The 18,799-nt window shown below is 71.7% G+C and carries 18 protein-coding genes; 9 read left to right on the top strand and 9 right to left on the bottom strand.

Annotation, left to right across the window (positions count from 1 at the left end; all coding sequences use genetic code 11):
- Positions 1–44 precede the first annotated feature (44 nt).
- The 6 genes from gyrB to dnaA form a co-directional block, all read right to left on the bottom strand.
- The gene (gene gyrB / locus HNR12_RS16735; RefSeq protein WP_179768404.1) at positions 45–1,982 is read right to left on the bottom strand and encodes a DNA topoisomerase (ATP-hydrolyzing) subunit B; all 1,938 of its coding nucleotides are present in this window, start codon (positions 1,980–1,982) and stop codon (positions 45–47) included.
- Between the two features lie 398 nt (positions 1,983–2,380).
- Positions 2,381–2,872, bottom strand: coding sequence for a DciA family protein (locus HNR12_RS16730; RefSeq protein WP_179768402.1), 492 nt, complete (start codon positions 2,870–2,872; stop codon positions 2,381–2,383).
- Positions 2,865–3,995: a DNA replication/repair protein RecF gene (recF, locus tag HNR12_RS16725; protein ID WP_179768400.1), complete on the bottom strand. Its 1,131-nt coding sequence runs from the start codon at positions 3,993–3,995 to the stop codon at positions 2,865–2,867. The genes HNR12_RS16730 and recF overlap by 8 nt, the downstream gene beginning before the upstream one ends.
- 185 nt (positions 3,996–4,180) lie before the next feature.
- Positions 4,181–5,086 (bottom strand): phosphogluconate dehydrogenase (NAD(+)-dependent, decarboxylating), encoded by a 906-nt coding sequence (gnd, locus tag HNR12_RS16720; RefSeq protein ID WP_179768398.1) that lies wholly within the window; start codon positions 5,084–5,086, stop codon positions 4,181–4,183.
- Between the two features lie 58 nt (positions 5,087–5,144).
- The gene (gene dnaN, locus HNR12_RS16715; RefSeq protein ID WP_179768396.1) at positions 5,145–6,284 is read right to left on the bottom strand and encodes a DNA polymerase III subunit beta; all 1,140 of its coding nucleotides are present in this window, start codon (positions 6,282–6,284) and stop codon (positions 5,145–5,147) included.
- 643 nt (positions 6,285–6,927) lie between these two features.
- Positions 6,928–8,811 (bottom strand): chromosomal replication initiator protein DnaA, encoded by a 1,884-nt coding sequence (gene dnaA, locus HNR12_RS16710; protein WP_179768395.1) that lies wholly within the window; start codon positions 8,809–8,811, stop codon positions 6,928–6,930.
- 826 nt (positions 8,812–9,637) lie between these two features.
- On the opposite strand from dnaA, the gene rpmH reads away from it, so the two are divergent.
- From rpmH to HNR12_RS16665, 9 genes are all read left to right on the top strand, one after another.
- Positions 9,638–9,781 (top strand): 50S ribosomal protein L34, encoded by a 144-nt coding sequence (gene rpmH, locus HNR12_RS16705; protein ID WP_179768393.1) that lies wholly within the window; start codon positions 9,638–9,640, stop codon positions 9,779–9,781.
- A gap of 98 nt (positions 9,782–9,879) precedes the next feature.
- Positions 9,880–10,299 carry a ribonuclease P protein component gene (rnpA, locus tag HNR12_RS16700; RefSeq protein ID WP_179768391.1) on the top strand — a complete coding sequence of 140 codons (420 nt, stop codon included), beginning with the start codon at positions 9,880–9,882 and terminating at the stop codon, positions 10,297–10,299.
- Positions 10,296–10,601, top strand: coding sequence for a membrane protein insertion efficiency factor YidD (gene yidD, locus HNR12_RS16695; RefSeq protein WP_179768389.1), 306 nt, complete (start codon positions 10,296–10,298; stop codon positions 10,599–10,601). The genes rnpA and yidD overlap by 4 nt, the downstream gene beginning before the upstream one ends.
- A gap of 28 nt (positions 10,602–10,629) precedes the next feature.
- The gene (yidC, locus tag HNR12_RS16690; protein ID WP_179768388.1) at positions 10,630–11,565 is read left to right on the top strand and encodes a membrane protein insertase YidC; all 936 of its coding nucleotides are present in this window, start codon (positions 10,630–10,632) and stop codon (positions 11,563–11,565) included.
- A 137-nt stretch (positions 11,566–11,702) separates the two neighbouring features.
- Positions 11,703–12,215, top strand: a complete 513-nt coding sequence (locus HNR12_RS16685; RefSeq protein WP_308118486.1) for a Jag family protein — start codon at positions 11,703–11,705, stop codon at positions 12,213–12,215.
- Positions 12,216–12,414: 199 nt separating this feature from the next.
- Positions 12,415–13,134, top strand: coding sequence for a 16S rRNA (guanine(527)-N(7))-methyltransferase RsmG (rsmG, locus tag HNR12_RS16680; protein ID WP_179768385.1), 720 nt, complete (start codon positions 12,415–12,417; stop codon positions 13,132–13,134).
- A gap of 179 nt (positions 13,135–13,313) precedes the next feature.
- Complete coding sequence (locus HNR12_RS16675; protein ID WP_246425582.1) at positions 13,314–14,144, top strand: ParA family protein; 831 nt, start codon at positions 13,314–13,316, stop codon at positions 14,142–14,144.
- Positions 14,145–14,169: 25 nt separating this feature from the next.
- Positions 14,170–15,096: a ParB/RepB/Spo0J family partition protein gene (locus tag HNR12_RS16670; protein WP_179768381.1), complete on the top strand. Its 927-nt coding sequence runs from the start codon at positions 14,170–14,172 to the stop codon at positions 15,094–15,096.
- Between the two features lie 422 nt (positions 15,097–15,518).
- Positions 15,519–16,190, top strand: coding sequence for a peptidoglycan recognition protein family protein (locus tag HNR12_RS16665; protein WP_179768379.1), 672 nt, complete (start codon positions 15,519–15,521; stop codon positions 16,188–16,190).
- 126 nt (positions 16,191–16,316) lie between these two features.
- Here the strand turns inward: HNR12_RS16665 and trxA are convergent, their stop codons facing one another.
- The 3 genes from trxA to HNR12_RS16650 form a co-directional block, all read right to left on the bottom strand.
- The gene (trxA, locus tag HNR12_RS16660) at positions 16,317–16,643 is read right to left on the bottom strand and encodes a thioredoxin (protein ID WP_179768377.1); all 327 of its coding nucleotides are present in this window, start codon (positions 16,641–16,643) and stop codon (positions 16,317–16,319) included.
- Between the two features lie 101 nt (positions 16,644–16,744).
- Entirely contained in the window at positions 16,745–17,677 is a 933-nt protein-coding gene (gene trxB, locus HNR12_RS16655; protein ID WP_179768376.1) for a thioredoxin-disulfide reductase, read from the bottom strand.
- 256 nt (positions 17,678–17,933) lie between these two features.
- Positions 17,934–18,785 carry an anti-sigma factor family protein gene (locus tag HNR12_RS16650; RefSeq protein ID WP_246425102.1) on the bottom strand — a complete coding sequence of 284 codons (852 nt, stop codon included), beginning with the start codon at positions 18,783–18,785 and terminating at the stop codon, positions 17,934–17,936.
- Between the last annotated feature and the right edge of the window lie 14 nt (positions 18,786–18,799).

Raw genomic sequence — 18,799 nt, 5'->3', positions numbered from 1 at the left:
AGAGATCCTTTTCTGCTAGTTCGCTGCCGCGGGATGTCGGGGCGTCAGATGTCGAGGAAGCGGACGTCCCTGGCGTTGCGCTGGATGAAGGAGCGCCGGGACTCGACGTCCTCACCCATGAGCACGCTGAACATCTCGTCGGCCTGGGCGGCGTCGTCGAGGTTCACCTGGAGCAGCACGCGATTGTCGGGGTCCATGGTGGTGTCCCACAGCTCGGCCGCGTTCATCTCGCCGAGGCCCTTGAACCGCTGCACCAGGTCGCGCGGCCGGGGGTCGCGCTTGCCCGCGGCGATGCCCGCGCTGATCAGCTCGTCGCGCTCGCGGTCGGAGTAGGCGTAGTCGGCGTCGGAGCCGCGCTGGTCCCACTTGATCTTGTAGAGCGGCGGCTGCGCCAGGTACACGTGGCCGGCCTCGATGAGCGGCTTCATGAACCGGAACAGCAGGGTGAGCAGCAGGGTGCGGATGTGCTGGCCGTCGACGTCGGCGTCGGCCATCAGGATGATCTTGTGGTACCGCAGCTTGGCGGCGTCGAAGTCGTCGTGGATGCCGGTGCCCAGCGCCGTGATGATCGACTGGACCTCGTTGTTCTTCAGGATCCGGTCGATGCGCGACTTCTCGACGTTGAGGATCTTGCCGCGGATGGGCAGGATCGCCTGGTAGTGGGGGTCGCGACCGCCCTTGGCGGAGCCGCCGGCGGAGTCGCCCTCCACGATGTAGATCTCGCACTTCTCCGGCTCGGTGGACTGGCAGTCCGACAGCTTGCCGGGCAGGGAGGTCGACTCCAGCAGGGTCTTGCGCCGGGTGAGGTCGCGCGCCTGGCGTGCGGCGATGCGGGCGCGCGCCGCCTGGCTGGCCTTGGTGACGATGTCCTTGGCCTCGCCGGGGTTGCGCTCGAACCAGTCGCGCAGGTGCTCGTTGGTCACCCGCTGCACGAACGACTTGGCCTCGGTGTTGCCCAGCTTGGTCTTGGTCTGCCCCTCGAACTGGGGGTCGGCCAGCTTGACCGAGATGATCGCGGTCAGGCCCTCGCGGATGTCGTCGCCGGTGAGGTTGTCGTCCTTCTCCCGCAGCAGCCGCTGCTCACGCGCGTAGCGGTTGACGATCGACGTCAGCGCGGTGCGGAAGCCCTCCTCGTGGGTGCCGCCCTCGGCCGTGTTGATGGTGTTGGCGAAGGTGTGCACCGACGACGTGTAGGACTGGTTCCACTGCATGGCGATCTCGGCCGAGATGCCGTCGCCTTCCTCCTCGAAGGAGATGATCGAGGCGTGGGCGGGCTCCTTCGTCGTGTTGATGTGCCGGACGAAGTCGGAGATGCCGTCGGCGTAGTGGTAGGTGCGCACCACCGGGGCGTCGTCGATGAACTCCGGACGCTCGTCGCGCAGGGTGATGGACAGCCCCTTGTTGAGGAAGGCCATCTCCTGCAGGCGCCGGGCGAGCGTCTCGAAGTTGTAGGTGGTGGTCTCGAAGATCGAGCCGTCGGCCCAGAACGTGGTCTGGGTGCCGGTCTCGTCGGTGTCCTCGTCGCGCGAGAGCGGGGCGGTGGGGCGCGCCATGCGGTAGCTCTGCCGCCAGACGCTGCCGTCGCGGCGGATCTCGACGTCGAGCCGGGTGGAGAGTGCGTTGACCACGGTGACGCCGACACCGTGCAGACCGCCGGAGACGGCGTAGGACTTGCCGTCGAACTTGCCGCCGGCGTGCAGCACGGTGTGGATGACCTCCACTGCCGGGCGCTTCTCGACCGGGTGCATGTCGACCGGCATGCCGCGTCCGTTGTCGGCCACGCGGACGCCGCCGTCGGCCCGCAGGGTGACCTCGATGGCGGTGGCGTAGCCGGCCAGCGCCTCGTCGACGGAGTTGTCCACAACCTCTTGGACGAGGTGGTGCAGACCGCGCTCACCGGTCGATCCGATGTACATGCCGGGGCGTTTGCGAACCGCCTCGAGCCCTTCGAGAATCGTGATCGCTGAAGCGTCGTAGGCCAAGTGGAAACACCCTCCTGCTGGGGACGCCCGCCATCCGGTGCCCCCGAGGCATGGGGAAGGCCGCCGGGCCGTACCGCGTGCAGCGCGAGGATGTACCGCCGGTACAGCACCCGCTGGACACCGCGAACCGCCCCGGTTCCCGCCGCCCTCTCTTGGGGCGGGCTATACCGGCGGAAGCGTCCGAAGAACCGGTTCCATGATACCCCCCGCGCGGCCGGAAAGTGGCATTCGCGGCGCTGTGCCGCCCGAGGAGGCGTGAACAGAGCGGGACCGGACTCCCCACACGCACCCACCCCCGCCGACAATTCCCCGCGCCGTTCAGCGCCGCGCAGCCCCGGGTGATGCGCGAGGCGGGTGCCACCCCACGGTAATCGCGGGGTCACCGGTGCGTCAGGGTCTCAGGTGACCCGGCGGGGACCGGGGCCGCGCCCGCGACCGGGCGCCTGGACCTTGATGGCGTGCACGCTGCCGTGGCCCAGCTCCTCGTTGAGCCGCCGCACGAGGTCGCGCGCCATGGCGCGGGCGTGGGCGGCCATGGTGGGGGAGTCGGCGGCGATGACCAGCTCGCCCGCCTCATAGGAGACCGGCCGCAGGTGCTGGGCGTTGAAGTCGCCGACGATCTCGGCCCAGCGGCCGAAGACGCCGCCGATGGCGACCTGCTCCTGCCAGCCGTGCTCCACCAGCCAGGCGCGCACCGCGTCGCCGAACAGCTGGGGCTCGTTGCGGGAGCGGACCGGGCCGCGCCGCGTGCGGCGGGGGCGCCGGTCGGGCGCCGCGCCGCGCTCCTTGGCGGCCGCCTTGGCCTGGGCGAGCGCCTGGCGGGCGAGGTCGGCGCCGCCGAGCGCGGGCGGCTCGCCGCCGGCGGGCGGGACGGGGGAGTCCTCAGACACGCTCCACACCTCCTTCGCGCACGCGGAAGCGCGCTCCCTGGAGTTCGGGGGGGATGTCGGCGTCGACCGCGGCGCTGACGAGGACCTGCTCGGCGTGGCGGACGTGCTCGGCCAGCCTGCGGCGGCGCTCGCTGTCGAGTTCGGCGAAGACGTCGTCGAGCAGCAGCACGGGGTCGTCGCCGTCGGCGCGCAGCAGCTCGAACCCGGCCAGGCGCAGGGCCAGCGCGTAGGACCACGACTCCCCCTGGCTGGCGTAGCCCTTGGCGGGCAGCTCGTCCAGCCGGAGGTGGAGGTCGTCGCGGTGCGGGCCGACGAGGCTGACACCGCGCTGCAGCTCCTGCACCCGCACCTCGGCCAGCGCCCCGCGCAGGATGTCCACAAGCTGTGGACGGTCCAGCGGCGGGTGCTCGGCCTCGGCCAGCGCCGAGGACCGGTACTGCAGCACCGGCGGCCCGCCCGAACTGGTCAGCTCGCCGTAGGCCTTGGCCACCAGCGGCTGGAGCTCGCCCACCAGAGCCAGGCGGGCGGCCAGCAGTTCGGCGCCGGCCGCGGCCAGGTGCTCGTTCCACACCTCAAGGGTGGACAGGTCGGGTTCGCCGCGCTTGAAGAACTGCGCCGAAGCGGACTTCAGCAGGGCGTTGCGCTGCTTGAGCACCCGCTCGTAGTCGGCGCGCACCCCGGCCATGCGCGGGGCGCGGGCCACGAGCAGCTCGTCCAGGAAGCGCCGGCGCTCACCGGGGTCGCCCTTGACCAGGGCGAGGTCCTCGGGCGCGAAGAGGACCGTGCGCAGCAGGCCGACCACCTCGCGCGGACGGGGGACCGGCGCCCGGTTCAGCCGCGCGCGGTTGGCCTTGCCCGGGTTGATCTCCAGGTCCACCACGGCCTGGCGGTCGTCCTTGACGATCGCCGCGCGGATGATGGCGCGCTGGGCGCCCTTGCGCACGAGGGGGGAGTCCGTGGAGACCCGGTGGCTGCTCTGCGCGGCGACGTAGCCGATCGCCTCGACCAGGTTGGTCTTGCCCTGGCCGTTGGGACCGACGAACGTGCTGATCCCCGGTTCCAGCTCGATGTGCACCGCCGCGTAGGACCGGTAGTCGGTCAGCTGCAGGTGTGAAACGTACATCCGACCTCTCCCGCCTCGTCTGCCCGGTTGCGCGCCGGGACCGCGGCGGCGCGGGTTTCACGTGAAACCCGTGAAACCCGCGCCGACATGGGTCCGCGCCGCCGGAGCGGGTGCCGAAGCCCCCGACTGGACCGCCGCGGCGGTCCGGGCCCGCCTCCGGGCGGCGCGGAATACGTCTGCCGTGCTCAGGCCCGGGGCGTCTGCCCGGGGTCGTCGGTGGCCCGGGTGACCGCGTGCCCGCCGAACTGGTTGCGCAGCGCGGCCACGACCTTCATGGCCGGGCTGTCCTCCTGGCGCGAGGCGAAGCGCGCGAACAGCGCGGCCGAGATGACCGGCGCGGGGACGGCGTGGTCCACGGCCGCCTGGACGGTCCACCGGCCCTCGCCGGAGTCCTGGGCGTAGCCGCGGATGGACTCCAGGTCGGGGTCCTCGCGCAGCGCCCGCACCAGCAGGTCCAGCAGCCAGGAGCGGACCACGGTGCCCTCGCGCCAGCTGTCGAAGGTGCCGGGCACGTCGTCGACGATGTCGGAGGCGGCCATCAGCTCGTAGCCCTCGGCGAACGCCTGCATCATGCCGTACTCGATGCCGTTGTGGACCATCTTGACGAAGTGGCCCGCGCCGACACCGCCGGCGTGCACGTAGCCGCCGCCCTCGTCGGGGGTGAGCGCCCGGAAGACGGGCTCGGCGCGCTGGACGTCCTCGGCGGCGCCGCCGACCATGATGCCGTAGCCGTTCTCGCGGCCCCAGACGCCGCCGCTGACCCCGGCGTCGAGGTAGCGGATGCCGCGCTCCTTCAGCTCGTCGGCGCGGCGGCGGTCGTCCACGTAGTGGGAGTTGCCGCCCTCGATGATGAGGTCGCCCGGTTCGAGCACCTCGGCGAGCTCGGTGATGGTCTTCTGGGTGGGTTCGCCCGCGGGCACCATCAGCCAGACGACGCGCGGGGCGGTCAGCCGCTCGGCGAGCTCGCCGAGGCTGGCGACATCGCGGACGTCGGGGTCGAAGTCGAACCCCACCACGTCGTGGCCCTTGTCACGCAGGCGGGCGGCCATGTTGCCGCCCATTCTGCCCAGGCCGACCATACCTAGTTGCATGCTCGTCTCCCCCAATGCGACCTGTGGATATGTGGATCGTCCGGTACCCGCGCCGCGGTCAGCCCGACAGCCGGACCGGCATGATCAAGTATCGGTAGTCGGCGGTCGCACCGTCGTCGGCGGGCTTGCCGGTGATGATGGCCGGCTTGGTCGAGGTCGTGAACTGCAGGCGGGCGATGTCGGAGTCGATCGCCGTGAGGCCGTCGAGGAGGAAGGCGGAGTTGAACGCGATCTGGATGTCCTCGCCCTCAAGGGAGGAGTCCAGGACCTCGACCGCCTGCGCCTCGTCGCCGGTCCCGGCCTCCAGGACCAGGCGGCCGTCGCCGAAGGCCAGCCGCAGCGGGGTGTTGCGCTCGGCCACCAGCGACACGCGCTTGACGGCCTCGATGAACTCCGAGCGCTGGACCTCGGCCACGGAGTTGAACGTGTCGGGCAGCAGGGCGCGGTACTTGGGGAACTCGCCGTCGAGCAGCCGGGTGGTGGTGCGCCGGCCGCCGCCCTCGAAGCCGATCATGCCCTCGCCGGAGTCGGCGGCCGACAGGGCGATGGAGACCTCGGCGCCGCCGGTGAGCGACTTGGCGGTGTCGGCGAGGGTCTTGGCGGGCACCAGCGCCACGGCGGAGACGTCGGGGTTCTCCGGCTTCCAGGCGAGTTCGCGCACGGCCAGGCGGTAGCGGTCGGTGGAGGCCAGGGTGACGGTGTCGCCCTCGATCTCGACCCGCACGCCGGTGAGCATCGGCAGGGTGTCGTCGCGACCGGCGGCCACGGCGACCTGGCTGACGGCGGCGGCGAAGGCGTCGCTGCCGATGGAGCCGGTCATCTGCGGCATGGCCGGCAGGGTCGGGTAGTCCTCCACAGGCAGGGTGAGGAGGGTGAACTTCGCGCTGCCGCAGGCCACGGTGACCTTGGCGCCGTCGGTGCTGATCTCCACAGTCTGTGGAGGAAGGTTGCGGACGATCTCGGCGAGCAGGCGTCCCGAGACGAGCGTGGTGCCGGGCTCCTCGACGTCGATCTCGACCGAGACCTGCGCCGAGACCTCGTAGTCGAAGCTGGAGAGCTTGAGGCGGCGGCCGCCGTCGTCCTCGGTGGCGTCCAGCAGCATGCCCGCCAGGACGGGCACCGACGGGCGGACCGGCAGGCTGCGGGCGGTCCAGGCGACGGCGTCGGCCAGTACGTCACGTTCGACCCGGAACTTCACAATCCGACTCACTTTCCTCGAAACCAAGTGGCCCCTGTGAGTGATGGGGGCGGTGTCGCGGCGGTGGCACCGGACGCGTCACGGGGACGGGTTCACACCGTACCCGGATTCGCGGCCGTCCGCTGCCCACCACACCCGATCGCCGGGGCCGCCGAGGCGGCGGCGGAGCGAGCGGGGAGCGCCGTCCACAGATCCGGGGCTCAGCCGATTTACCAAGCCACTGATCGTTAAAAAGAGGCGTCGTAGTAATAGGGGCTGTGGAAAGTGTGGACAACCGGTGTTTGCGCAGGTGAGCCCGGGAATTTTTATCCACCGGACCTGTGGGCGGCGGCTGGGGAAAACCGGCCGCGCTGTGGACGGCGTTCGGCTGCGCACAGGTTGTCCACCGGTTGTCCACCGCCGCTCCACAGGTTATCCACGGGCCGCGCACAGGGCCGGGGACGGCGGCGGTGCGGGGCCCCCGGCCCCGCCCACAGGTCATCCCCAGACCGTCCCCAGGTTGTCCACCGGTAACGGGAGGTTATCCGCAGGGTTGTCCACGGGTTGTCCACAGAAATGCCGCGTCCCTGGGGAAAACCAGGGCCGGCGGCGGGGAAATCGCGCGCGAAACAGACCGGAATCGGCCGCGGCGGGGCCGGCCGCGTCAGCCGTTGCGCGACTGCTGCTTGATCCGGTTGGTCAGTTCGGTCACCTGGTTGTAGATGGACCGGCGCTCGGCCATGAGGGAGCGGATCTTGCGGTCGGCGTGCATGACCGTGGTGTGGTCGCGGCCGAACTGCTGGCCGATCTTGGGCAGCGACAGGTCGGTCAGCTCCCGGCACAGGTACATCGCGATCTGCCGCGCGGTGACCAGCACGCGCGAGCGCGAGGTCCCGCACAGGTCCTCGGTGCTCAGCCCGAAGTAGGACGCGGTCTGGGCCATGATCGCCGAGGCCGTGATCTCGGGGCCCTCGTCGTCGGGGATCAGGTCCTTGAGGACGATCCCGGTCAGGTGGAGGTCGACCGACTGCCGGTTGAGGCTGGCGAAGGCGGTCACCCGGATGAGGGCGCCCTCGAGCTCGCGGATGTTGGTCGAGATCTTGCTGGCGATGAACTCCAGCACCTCCGGCGGCGCGGCCAGGCCCTCCTGCGCGGCCTTCTTGCGCAGGATCGCGATGCGGGTCTCCAGTTCGGGCGGCTGGACGTCGGTGATCAGGCCCCACTCGAACCGGTTGCGCAGCCGGTCCTCCAGGGTGACCAGCTGCTTGGGCGGGCGGTCGCTGGAGATCACGATCTGCTTGTTGGAGTTGTGCAGGGTGTTGAAGGTGTGGAAGAACTCCTCCTGCGTCTGCTCCTTGTTCTCCAGGAACTGGATGTCGTCGACCAGGAGCACGTCGATGTCGCGGTAGCGCCGGCGGAAGCCGTCGGCCTTGCCGTCGCGGATCGAGTTGATGAACTCGTTGGTGAACTCCTCGGAGCTGACGTAGCGCACGCGCGCGCCGTCGTAGAGGCGCTGGGCGTAGTGGCCGATGGCGTGCAGCAGGTGGGTCTTGCCCAGCCCCGACCCGCCGTAGATGAACAGCGGGTTGTAGGCCTTGGCCGGCGCCTCGGCCACCGCGACCGCCGCGGCGTGGGCGAACCGGTTGCTCGACCCGATGACGAAGGTCTCGAAGGTGTACTTGGGGTTCAGCCGCGCCGGCTCGGCGGAGGTGTGCGGCTGGTTGCCCCCGGCGGTGTCGGGGGCCGCGGGCGGCGGTGCGCCGGGCGCACCGGGGGCGCCTCCGGGGGCACCGCCCGCGGGGTCGGCGCCGGGGTCGCCGTCGGCCGGCCGCTGGGGCTGCTGCTCCCAGTGCCGGCCGGGTGCGGCGGGGTGCCCCTGCCGGCCGGGCTGCTGCCAGGCGGCGGGGGAGTCCCACTGCGGGGCCTCCCACCGGTTGGGCGCCTCCCACTGGGGCTGCTGGGTCTGCCAGTCCTGCTCGCCGTAGGACGAGGGGCCGGGGTAGGGGCCGCCGCGCGGCGCGAGCAGGTCGTCGCCCTCGCCCGCTGCCGGACCGGGGGAGTCGGGTCGGCGGGGGTCGCCCGGCCGGCCGCCGGCCGGGGGCCGGCCCTGGTGGGGGTGGCCGAACTGGCCGTCGGGGACGGCCTCGGCGGGCGAGGGCGCCCCCGGGAGGTCCTCGGGCATGATGGTCGGCTGCTGCCACGGCGGGCGCTCGCGGGCGGGGTCGGCGGTGCCGGGGCCGTAGGAGCCGCCGGGCGCGGGCGCGGCGGCCGGCGGCGGCTGCACGGCGGTGGGGTCGACGGTGACGGCGACGCGGATCTCGCGGCCCAGTTCGGCGGAGAGGGCCTGGCTGATCGCCGGGCGCAGCCGGGTCTCCAGGACCTCCTTGGCGAACTCGTTGGGGGCGGCCAGCAGGGCGGTGTCCTCGATCAGCCCCAGGGGACGGGTCTGCGGCAGCCAGGCGCGCTGCTGCGGGGGCAGCGTGCTGTTGTCGAGGCTGCTGAGCACGCTCGACCACACCATTGCGAGGTTGACCTGTGCCTCAGACACGGTGACCTGCCATGGTTCGTCCCCTTCTCAATGGTCTCCTCGTGGTGCGGCTCCCCGCCGCGCCCGGTTCGGGTCAAGGGAGCCGGACGGTCCATTGTCCCGGTTGGCGGGGCGGGCGCCGGACGCGGGCCGCGGGGCGTTCGCGGACGGGCCGCACTGTGGGCAACCCGGGGTGGTGCTGTGGGTAACCCAGGGTGGTTCTGTGGACCGGTTGTGTATGTCGACGTGTGGACGAGGTGACGCGGCGGCAGCGGCCCCCGGCGGGCTTCCACAGCCGCCTGCGTGCCGTCCACATGTTGTGCACGTCCTTGTACACAGCCTGGCAGACACCCCAGGCGACTGGCGACTTATCCACAAAGCGCAGGTCACAGAATCGCACAACGCGGAGTGGGGTTGTGGACACCGGCGCGGGGCGGCAGGCTGTGCACACGGCGGTCGCTCGTGCGTTGTCCACAGCTTAGGGGCGCCGCCGGGGGATGCACAGCCTGTGGAGACCGCGTTCGCGCCCTGTCCACAGCCGGGGCGGGCCGGATCCGGCCCCGCGCGGTGTCGGGCCTGGTGGGAAGCCGGGCCGGGGCGGCCCGTTCCGGGGCGCTCCGCGGGTTGGGTATGCTTGGTCAGCAATCCGTCTGTGTGTGAGGGTGCTTTCACGTGGCCGCACGTTTCGTGCTGCCCGGAGCGGCGCACCCCGCGAGCGGCCCCCGTGGCCGCTGGGCGCCCTCAGACCGCCGCGGACGCCCCAGCGGCGTCGATTGGGCGCAGACACCCGCGTCCCGCAGCCCGCGGGGCCGCTGAAGTACCTCGATACCCGCCCTGGAGCCCTGCAGTGAGCAAGCGTACGTTTCAGCCGAACAACCGGCGCCGCGCGAAGGTCCATGGTTTCCGGCTGCGCATGCGGACCCGCGCCGGCCGCGCGATCGTCGCGGCCCGCCGCAAGAAGGGGCGCGTGCGGCTGACCGTGAGCCAGTAGCGGCCACGGTCGACCGATCGACCTTACGGGCCGGCTGCCCTAGCGGCGGTCGGCCCTATGTGTGTGTCCGGTGCCCGCCCGGTTGAGGACCCCATCCCATGTTGTCGCCCCAGAACCGCATGCGCCACAGCGCCGAGTTCGGCCGCGTGCTGCGCTCCGGGCGGCGTGCCGGGCGCGAGGCGCTGAGCGTGGCCTACCTCGCCCCCGGTCCCGGCCCGCACGCCCCGCCGCGCGTGGGGTTCGCCGTCAGCAGGGCGGTGGGCAACGCCGTGGTCCGCAAGCGCGTCCAGCGCCGGCTCCGCCACCTGATGCGGGCGCGGCTGGGTGCGCTGCCGGACGGTAGCCTGCTAGTAGTGCGGGCCAAACCCCTGGCCGCGTCCCTTGGACACGACTCGCTGGCCGCGCAGCTCGACGGTGCCATCGCCTCGGCGATGCGGCCCCGCAACGCGACACGCCGTCGCAAGGGGCCCGACACACCGCCCGAGCCGCGGTCCGGCGGAGATCGGGCGGGTTCATGACTGACGACAGACCGAGCCTCGCGGCGCGGGCGCTGGTGGTGCCCATCCGCGGCTATCAGCGGTTCATCAGCCCCGCCCTGCCTCCTGTCTGCCGTTACTACCCCTCCTGCAGCGCCTACGCCGTTGAGGCGCTGCGGGTGCACGGTGCGCTCAAGGGGTCGTGGCTGGCGGTCCGGCGGATCGCTCGGTGCCACCCGTTCACGCCCGGCGGGCTGGACCCCGTTCCTCCGCGCAAGGGCGCCGCCGACCGCGACGCCTCCACGCCCGGCCCGGGGACCGCACCGGGACCACTGGAGCAGTAGCTGAACTGAAGTCAAGAGGAGTTGGCCGGTGCTGGACCCGCTATACAACGCCGTCGGCTGGGTGCTGATCCAGATCCACTCGGGGCTGACTGCCGTCGGACTCGATCCCGACAGCGGTTGGGCCTGGGGTCTGTCGATCGTGCTCCTGACCGTGCTGATGCGGCTGATCATGGTGCCGCTGTTCGTCAAGCAGATGCAGACGCAGCGCAAGATCCAGGAGATGCAGCCGCAGCTGCTCAAGGTGCGGGAGCGCTACAAGAACGACAAGCAGCGCCTCCAGCAGGAGCAGATGAAGCTCTACCAGGAGAGCGGCACCAACCCCCTGATGGGCTGCCTTCCGCTGCTGCTGCAGATGCCGGTCTTCTTCGCGCTGTTCAGCGTGCTGCGCAGTGTCGCCCAGGGCCAGGCGCAGTACGGGTTCACCCCCGAGCTGGTCGTGAGCGCGCAGAACGCCGCGATCTTCCACGCGCCGCTGGCGGCGCAGTTCCTGATGAGCGAGCAGGAGTTCGCCAGCTACAACGCCGACCCCCTGCTGGCCCGCGTCGTCATCGCCATCGCCTGCATCATCATGGGCACCACGACCTTCCTGACGATGCGCCAGAGCATGAAGCGCAGCGCCGGCACGCTGGCCCCCGACAACCCCATGGCGCAGTCGCAGCGGATCATGATGTACCTGGCGCCCGCCTTCGGCCTCTTCGGCCTGGGCATGCCCATCGGCGTGTTGATCTACTGGGTCACCTCGAACGTGTGGACCATGGGGCAGCAGCACTTCATCTACCGCAACCAGCCGGCTCCCGGCGAGGAGGGGGCGAGCAAGCAGGCGTCCCCCAACGGCTCGGCCAAGGGGCTTCTGGGCAAGCGCAAGGAGAGCGCGCCAGAACCGGTTGAACAGCCTAAGATCGAGCGTAAGCAGCCGAAGAAGCAGACGCGGGCGAAGCGATCCGGCGGAAGCCCGCGCAAGTAGGGCCGATAACGGACGAGTGCGCAGGCAGCCTTGAGCCCTGGAGGCGCACCGCCGGCATCCGCACAGACGTTAGGAGACAGCTCGCTGTGAGCAACGGCAACACCGACGAGCCGGTGGAGGAGCGCGGGAGCGTCGCCGTGGCGGACGCCCCCCCGCCGGAGGACGACGAGGCCGCCGAGCCGGTCATCGACATCGAGGCCCTGGAGCGCGAAGGCGACATCGCCGCCGACTACATCGAGGGTCTGCTCGACATCGCCGACTTCGACGGCGACATCGACATGGACGTCGAGGGCGACCGCGCTCTCGTGTCCGTCGTGGGCGCCACCCTTGACGAACTCATCGGCGAGAAGGGCGAGGTGTTGGAGGCCCTGCAGGAGCTGACGCGCCTCGCGGTGCACCGCACCACCGGCAACCGCAGCCGGCTGATGCTCGACATCGGCGGCTACCGCGACTCCCGGCGCAAGGCGCTCAGTCGGCTGGGTGCCGAGGCGGTCGACGAGGTCAAGCGCACCGGCGAGGTAAAGCCGCTGTCGCCGATGACCCCGTTCGAACGCAAGGTCGTGCACGACGCTGTCGCCGCCGCCGGGCTGCGCAGCGAGTCCGAGGGCGAGGAGCCCAACCGCTACGTGGTGGTCTACCCCGCCGACTGAGGCGGGCGCGGCCGGTGCCGGTCCACCGGCACGGAGCGGCGTACCGCGAAGGTTTCACGTGAAACACCGATGTCCGGCTTCGGCGCCCCTCACGCATAGCATCGTGAGGGGCGCCGCTGTTTCTACGTCCCGGAGATTTCCCGCCATGTCGACCTGTCGATTTGCCGTGCTCGGATTGGAAGGGACCAGGTGGTGACTGATGGCCTCGGGTGCTGACCGGAGTGTGGCACCGCCCGAGCACGCACCGGCGCTGTTCGGGGACTCCCTTCCGCGCGTGGAGCGCTATGCCGAGGTGCTGGCGGCCGCGGGCGTGGAGCGCGGGCTGATCGGCCCCCGCGAGGTCCCCCGACTGTGGGAGCGGCACATCATGAACTGCGCCGTGGTGGAGGAGTTGATCCCCGAGGGCGCCACCGTGGTGGACATCGGCTCCGGTGCCGGGCTGCCCGGAGTGGTACTGGCGCTCATCCGCCCCGACCTGTCGGTGACCCTGCTGGAGCCGCTGCTGCGGCGCACCGTGTTCCTGCGGGAGTGCATCGATCTACTGGAGTTGACCAACGTCGAGGTGCGGCGCGCGCGGGCCGAGGAGGTGCGGTCGCAGGTGCGGGCCGACATCGTGACGGCGCGCGCGGTGGCGCCGCTGACCCGGCTGGCGGGATGGGCGCTGCCGCTGCTCGGCAAGGGCGGCAGTCTCCTGGCGCTCAAGGGGGAGCAGGCCGAGGCCGAACTCGAAGAGGCCCGTGGGGATTTGTCGGCACAACGGCCTTGCGTTGCTGATGTGATCCGGGTCGGGCGCGGTAAAGTCGAACCCGCTACCACGGTTGTTCGCGTGACCGTCACATCCGAGGGCGACCATTCTCATGCATCCCGATCGCGCCGCTCTGCGGGTGGTGGCCGAAGAAAACGCGGACGGAAGAGGTGAAGTCATTCGTGCCCCAGAACCAGTCCGACGGCGCCTATGTTTCACGTGAAACACCGCATTGGGAGGACCCAGCCATGCCCGCCGATGTTTCACGTGAAACCGATGTGGACCTGATGGCGCCGAAGGCCGATATCGACGTCGAATTCGATACGCCCATCGCCCGTGCCGCCCGCGCCGCCATGTCGGTGCGCGGGGTGCACGAGGAGGTCTGGCCGCGCCCCGCCGAGTGCCGCATCATGAGCGTCGCCAACCAGAAGGGCGGCGTCGGCAAGACGACCACGACGGTGAACCTCGCGGCGTCGCTCGCCATGCACGGCAACCGCGTGCTGGTGGTCGACCTTGACCCGCAGGGCAACGCCTCCACCGCGCTGGGGATGGAGCGGGGCGCCGACTCCCGGTCGATCTACCACTGCCTGGTCGAGGACGAGGAGATCCGCGACCTCGCCCGGCCGGTCCCCGACATCGACAACCTGTGGTGCGTGCCCGCCACCATCGACCTCGCCGGCGCCGAGATCGAACTCGTCTCCCTGGTGGCGCGCGAGTCGCGGCTCAAGCGGGCGTTCTCCGCCTACGACGTCAGCGACCTCGACTACATCTTCATCGACTGCCCGCCCTCCCTCGGTCTGCTGACGGTCAACGCCATGGTGGCCTGCGAGGAGGTGCTGATCCCGATCCAGTGCGAGTACTACGCGCTGGAGGGCCTGGGGCAGTTGCTGCGCAACGTCGAACTGGTGAAGTCGCACCTGAACCCCGGCATGGAGATCAGCACGATCCTGCTCACCATGTACGACGGCCGCACCCGGCTGGCTTCACAGGTTGCGGATGAGGTACGCGGACACTTCGGAGATCTGGTACTCAAGACATTGGTGCCCCGGAGCGTCCGCGTCTCGGAGGCCCCCAGCTACGGGCAGTCCGTGATGACCTATGATCCGGGCTCCTCGGGTGCGGTGGCCTACATGGAGGCGGCGCGCGAACTCGCCTACCGGGCCAAGACGGGCGCCAACAACTGATCATGGGACGTGAAGGGAGACGTCGGTGAGCCAGCAGCGGCGCGGTCTGGGTAAGGGGCTGGGGGCGTTGATCCCGCAGGGGCCCGAACCGTCCGGCCGGGACGGTTCGCCCTCGGGTGAGCGCCGCCCGGAGCCGGTCAACGGCGCCTACCTTGAGGAGATCGAGGTCGGCGCCGTCACGCCGAACCCGCGGCAGCCCCGCCAGCACTTCGACGAGGAGGCCCTGGAGGAGCTGCGCGCCTCCATCGCCGAGGTCGGCCTGCTGCAGCCCATCGTGGTCCGCAAGCTCGGTCCCGACCGCTACGAGCTGATCATGGGCGAGCGCCGCTGGCGCGCCAGCAAGGAGGTCGGGCTCGACCGCATCCCGGCCATCGTCCGCGAGACCGGCGACGACGACCTCCTGCGCGACGCCCTGCTGGAGAACCTGCACCGCCAGCAGCTGAACCCGCTGGAGGAGGCCGCGGCCTACCAGCAGCTCCTGGACGACTTCGGCGCCACCCACGATGAACTCGCCAAGCGCATCGGCCGCTCCCGCCCGCACATCACCAACACGCTGCGCCTGCTCAACCTCTCGCCGTCGGTCCAGCGCCGGGTGGCGGCCGGCGTCATCAGCGCCGGGCACGCGCGCGCCCTGCTCTCCGTCGACGACTCCGAAGCCCAGGACCGCCTGGCCCGCCGCATCGTCGAGGAGGGCCTGTCCGTGCGCGCGCTGGAGGAGTTGATCGTCCTCGGCGAGACCGGCGGCGCCTCGGCCAAGACCCGCCGCTCTCCCGCGCGCACCGCGCCCAACCCGGCGGTCGAGGAGTGGTCGCGCCGCCTCTCCGACGCCTTCGACACCCGGGTGAAGATCAACCAGGGCCGCAACAAGGGCAAGATCGTCGTGGAGTTCGCGACCATGGAGGACCTGGAGCGCATCATCGCGGCCATGGCGCCCGGCGCCACCGACCGCTAGGCGGTACGCCTCCTCCGTACGGGGGCGGATGCGCGCCGGTGTCCTGATACGCCCGCCGCGCGGAGACGTGTCCGGCGTATGCCGCCATGCCGCCACGTCGGCAGGTCGGCACGTCGACATTCGGCCGGCCCGGCGCCGCCGCGCCCGGAGGCGGGGCCGCACCGGCCCGCGCGGCCCTTCGACCACGTGGGCGTCCGGTCGGGCACAGGCGCCGGAGCCCCTCAGATCGGCCTTGAGGCGTTGGCCGGCCCGACCCCGTGGCGGGAGGTGGGCCCGGCCGTGGACGGCCCGGACGGTGCGGCTGAGGGCGCCTTCGCTCCCGTGCGGGCGCCCAAGGGCGCCGCGGGCTACCGCCTACGATCGGGTCCGGGCGCACCGCCGGAGTCGGCCGCCCTCGGCACCCGGGGAGGGGAGCGATCCGGATGAGCAGGGAGACCACGGGCACGCTCGCGGCGGCCGGCGCGGGACTGCCCGCCGGCGTGCGCGACCTCGTCTACGTGCGGCGGGCGGGCTGGTGGGCTGACGAGTCCCTGCGGTTCGACGCCTCCGGCGCCGAGGTCTGGCCGCGCGACCTCCACCCGGTGCAGGCGGTCACCGTGCACCACACCGCCCTGGGCGTCGCCGCGGACCCGCACGAGAGCGTGCGCGCCGTCTACCGGCTGCACGCCGTCGAGAACGGGTGGGGCGACATCGGCTACCACCTCCTCATCGACCCGGCCGGCACGGTCTACGAGGGCCGCCACACCGGCGGCCCGGTGCCGGTGTTCGCGGCCGCGCCGCTGCCGGGCCGGGCGTCGGCGGTCACCGCCGGACACGTCGGGGGCCGCAACCCGGGCAACATCGGGGTCTGCCTGCTGGGCGACTTCACCGGCGCGATGCCGACCGAGGCGGCGCTGTCGAGCCTGGTGTCGGTGCTGCGCACCCTGTGCGCGCTCGCCGGCGTGGACCCCCGGGCGGGGGTGGCCTACGTGAACCCGGTCACCGGCGACCGCGCCACGGTACCGGGCACCGCGATGCACCGCGACTGGGGCGGAACCGCCTGCCCCGGTGCGGCGTTCGCCGCACGCTTCGACGAGGTGCGCGGCCGCGTCTGACCGCCGACTGAGCCAGGCGCAGAAAACGCCGACGGCCCCGAGGACACGTCCTCGGGGCCGTCGTTCGGTCCGTCGGGTGCTGGGCCCCACGTTTCACGTGAAACAGCGAACCCGGCCGCGCCGCGCCTAGCGGATGAACTCCTCCAGGTCCTGGAGCAGCTTGCGCTTGGGCTTGGCGCCGGTGATCTGCTTGACGACCTCGCCGTTGCGGTAGACGTTCATGGTCGGGATCGCCATGACACCGGCGTCGCGGGGGGTGTTGGGGTTCTCGTCGGTGTTGAGCTTGACGATCTCGAGCTTGTCGCCGTACTCGTCGGCGATCTCCTCAAGGATGGGAGCCACCTGGCGGCAGGGACCGCACCACTCGGCCCAGAAGTCGACCAGGACCGGCTTGTCGCTCTTGAGGACGTCGGCCTCGAAGCTGGCGTCGGTGACCTGCTTAAGGTTGGACACGGTGAAACTCCTCGTCGGATCGCGTGAGCGGAGAAGGGACAGGGGGGTGCCGGGCGGCCCGTGCCGCGCGGCGGCCGGAGGGCCGGCGGAGGGACGGGCGCCTAGGCGCCGTGCTCGGCCAGGTAGCGTTCGGCGTCGAGCGCGGCGGCGCAGCCGGTGCCGGCGGCGGTGACCGCCTGGCGGTACTGGTGGTCGACCACGTCGCCGGCGGCGAAGACGCCGGGGATGTTGGTGCGGGTGCTCGGGTGGTCGACCGCGAGGTAGCCCTCGGAGTCGAGGTCGAGCTGGCCGGCGAACAGCTCCACGCGGGGGTCGTGGCCGATCGCCACGAACAGGCCGGTGACGTCGAGCTTGGACTCCTCGCCGGTGACGGTGTTGCGCAGCCGCACCCCCGACACCTTGGCGTCGCCCAGAACCTCGACGACCTCGGTGTTCCACTCGAAGCGGATCTTGTCGTTGCCGAACGCGCGCTCCTGCATGATCTTGCTGGCGCGGAGCTCGCCCCGGCGGTGGATGACCGTGACGGAGCGGGCGAAGCGGGTGAGGAAGGTGGCCTCCTCCATGGCGGTGTCGCCGCCGCCGACCACCGCGATGTCCTGGTCGCGGAAGAAGAAGCCGTCGCAGGTGGCGCACCAGGAGGTGCCGCGGCCGGAGAACTCCTCCTCGCCGGGTACGCCGAGCTTGCGGTAGCCCGAGCCCGTGGCCACGATCACCGTGCGGGCGCGGTGGACCTGGTCGCCGACCTTGACGATCTTGGGGTCGGCGGTGAGGTCGACCTCGGTGACGTCGTCGGGCACGAGTTCGGCGCCGAACCGCTCGGCCTGCTTGCGCAGGTTGTCCATGAGGTCGGGGCCCATGATGCCGTCGGGGAACCCGGGGAAGTTCTCGACGTCGGTGGTGTTCATGAGGGCGCCGCCGGCGGTGACCGAGCCCTCGAACACCAGGGGGCGGAGTTCGGCCCGCGCGGCGTAGACCGCCGCGGTGTAGCCCGCGGGTCCCGATCCGATGATGATTACGTTGCGGACGTCGCTCACGGTGGTCGGCCCTCCGGTCGGCTCTGCGGGCCGGGTTTCCGGCGGCCCGCGTGGAAGTCGTCTCTACCAACAGATGGTAGGGCCGGGTGATTCCCGGCGCCGGTCAGGACGTGTCGACCTGGCGATTCGCCGACAGGCCGACTTCCCGGCCGCCTGGAGGCGGGCCGCGGGCCGGTACGGAAACCGGCCCCGCCGCGGGGTGCGGCGGGGCCGGTGGAGCGGCGTTCCGGGCCGGTCCCGGACCCGGGCGGGCGCGCTAGGGCGCGGGCGCCTCGGAGCGGGCCAGCACGGGGTCGTCGCCCGAGCAGCCCTCGGGGACCACGACCACCTCGTAGGACTTCTGGGTGCCGCCGCCGGGCTTGGTGCCGAAGTACATCGCCCACGCGGCCTCGGGGCCGCTCCCGGAGTCGAACTCGGCGAAGTCGATGAGCAGCGGGTGCCCGCCGGCCTCGGGGCCGAGCCTGTGCGCGCACGAGGAGACCTCGGAGGGGACGGCCGAGGGGTCGGGCCGGTTGGCGTCGGCCGGGCCCTCAGCGTCGCCCTCAGCGCCGTCGGGGGAGGTGGGGTCGTTCTCGGTGAGTACCGACTGCGCCTGGGTGGCGAGTTCGGCCTCGGTGTACACTGTGCCGGTGGAGACCAGCAGCGGTTGGTAGCTGAGCGCGGTGTCGCCGCCGACCTCGCCGCTGGGCGCGGAGGCCGCCGGAGGGGCCCCGGCGCCGGAGTCCATGGTCATGCCGTTGAGCACGGCGGTGCCGCCGCCGACCACGACCACGGCGGCCGCGGCCACCGCGAGGTAGTTGACCCAGCGGTTCGCGCCGAACCCGCGGCGGCGCATCGGCACGACGTTGGACGCGCCGGGCACTGCGGCGGAGGAGTCGGTCGCGGGCGCCGTGCCGGTGCCGCCGGCGCGGCGGGCCTCGCCTTCGGCGCGCAGCGCGTCGTCGAGGCGGGCGGCCAGCGCCTCGGGCAGGGGAGGTGCGGGCACCTCCGCCAGAACCCGCGATACTTCGGCCAGCCCGGCCTGCTGCTCGGCGCAGGTGGCGCAGTCCAGCACGTGCCGGCGGACTGCGTTCTCCTCGTCCTCTTCCAGCAGTCCTTCGGCCGACAAGGCGAGAGTCTCCG

The sequence above is a fragment of the Streptomonospora nanhaiensis genome, from assembly GCF_013410565.1.
GTDB lineage: Bacteria > Actinomycetota > Actinomycetes > Streptosporangiales > Streptosporangiaceae > Streptomonospora > Streptomonospora nanhaiensis.
Note: the sequence above shows the minus strand (reverse complement) of the source record. Positions and strands in the feature narration are given on the sequence as shown.

What these genes read in the sequence shown, in the direction of transcription:
- recF (WP_179768400.1), bottom strand. Translation starts at nt 3,995, where the DNA reads ATGTACGTTTCACACCTGCAGCTGACCGACTACCGGTCCTACGCGGCG.
- gnd (WP_179768398.1), bottom strand. Translation starts at nt 5,086, where the DNA reads ATGCAACTAGGTATGGTCGGCCTGGGCAGAATGGGCGGCAACATGGCC.
- rnpA (WP_179768391.1), top strand. Translation starts at nt 9,880, where the DNA reads ATGTTGTCGCCCCAGAACCGCATGCGCCACAGCGCCGAGTTCGGCCGC.
- yidD (WP_179768389.1), top strand. Translation starts at nt 10,296, where the DNA reads ATGACTGACGACAGACCGAGCCTCGCGGCGCGGGCGCTGGTGGTGCCC.
- rsmG (WP_179768385.1), top strand. Translation starts at nt 12,415, where the DNA reads ATGGCCTCGGGTGCTGACCGGAGTGTGGCACCGCCCGAGCACGCACCG.
- HNR12_RS16675 (WP_246425582.1), top strand. Translation starts at nt 13,314, where the DNA reads ATGTCGGTGCGCGGGGTGCACGAGGAGGTCTGGCCGCGCCCCGCCGAG.
- HNR12_RS16665 (WP_179768379.1), top strand. Translation starts at nt 15,519, where the DNA reads ATGAGCAGGGAGACCACGGGCACGCTCGCGGCGGCCGGCGCGGGACTG.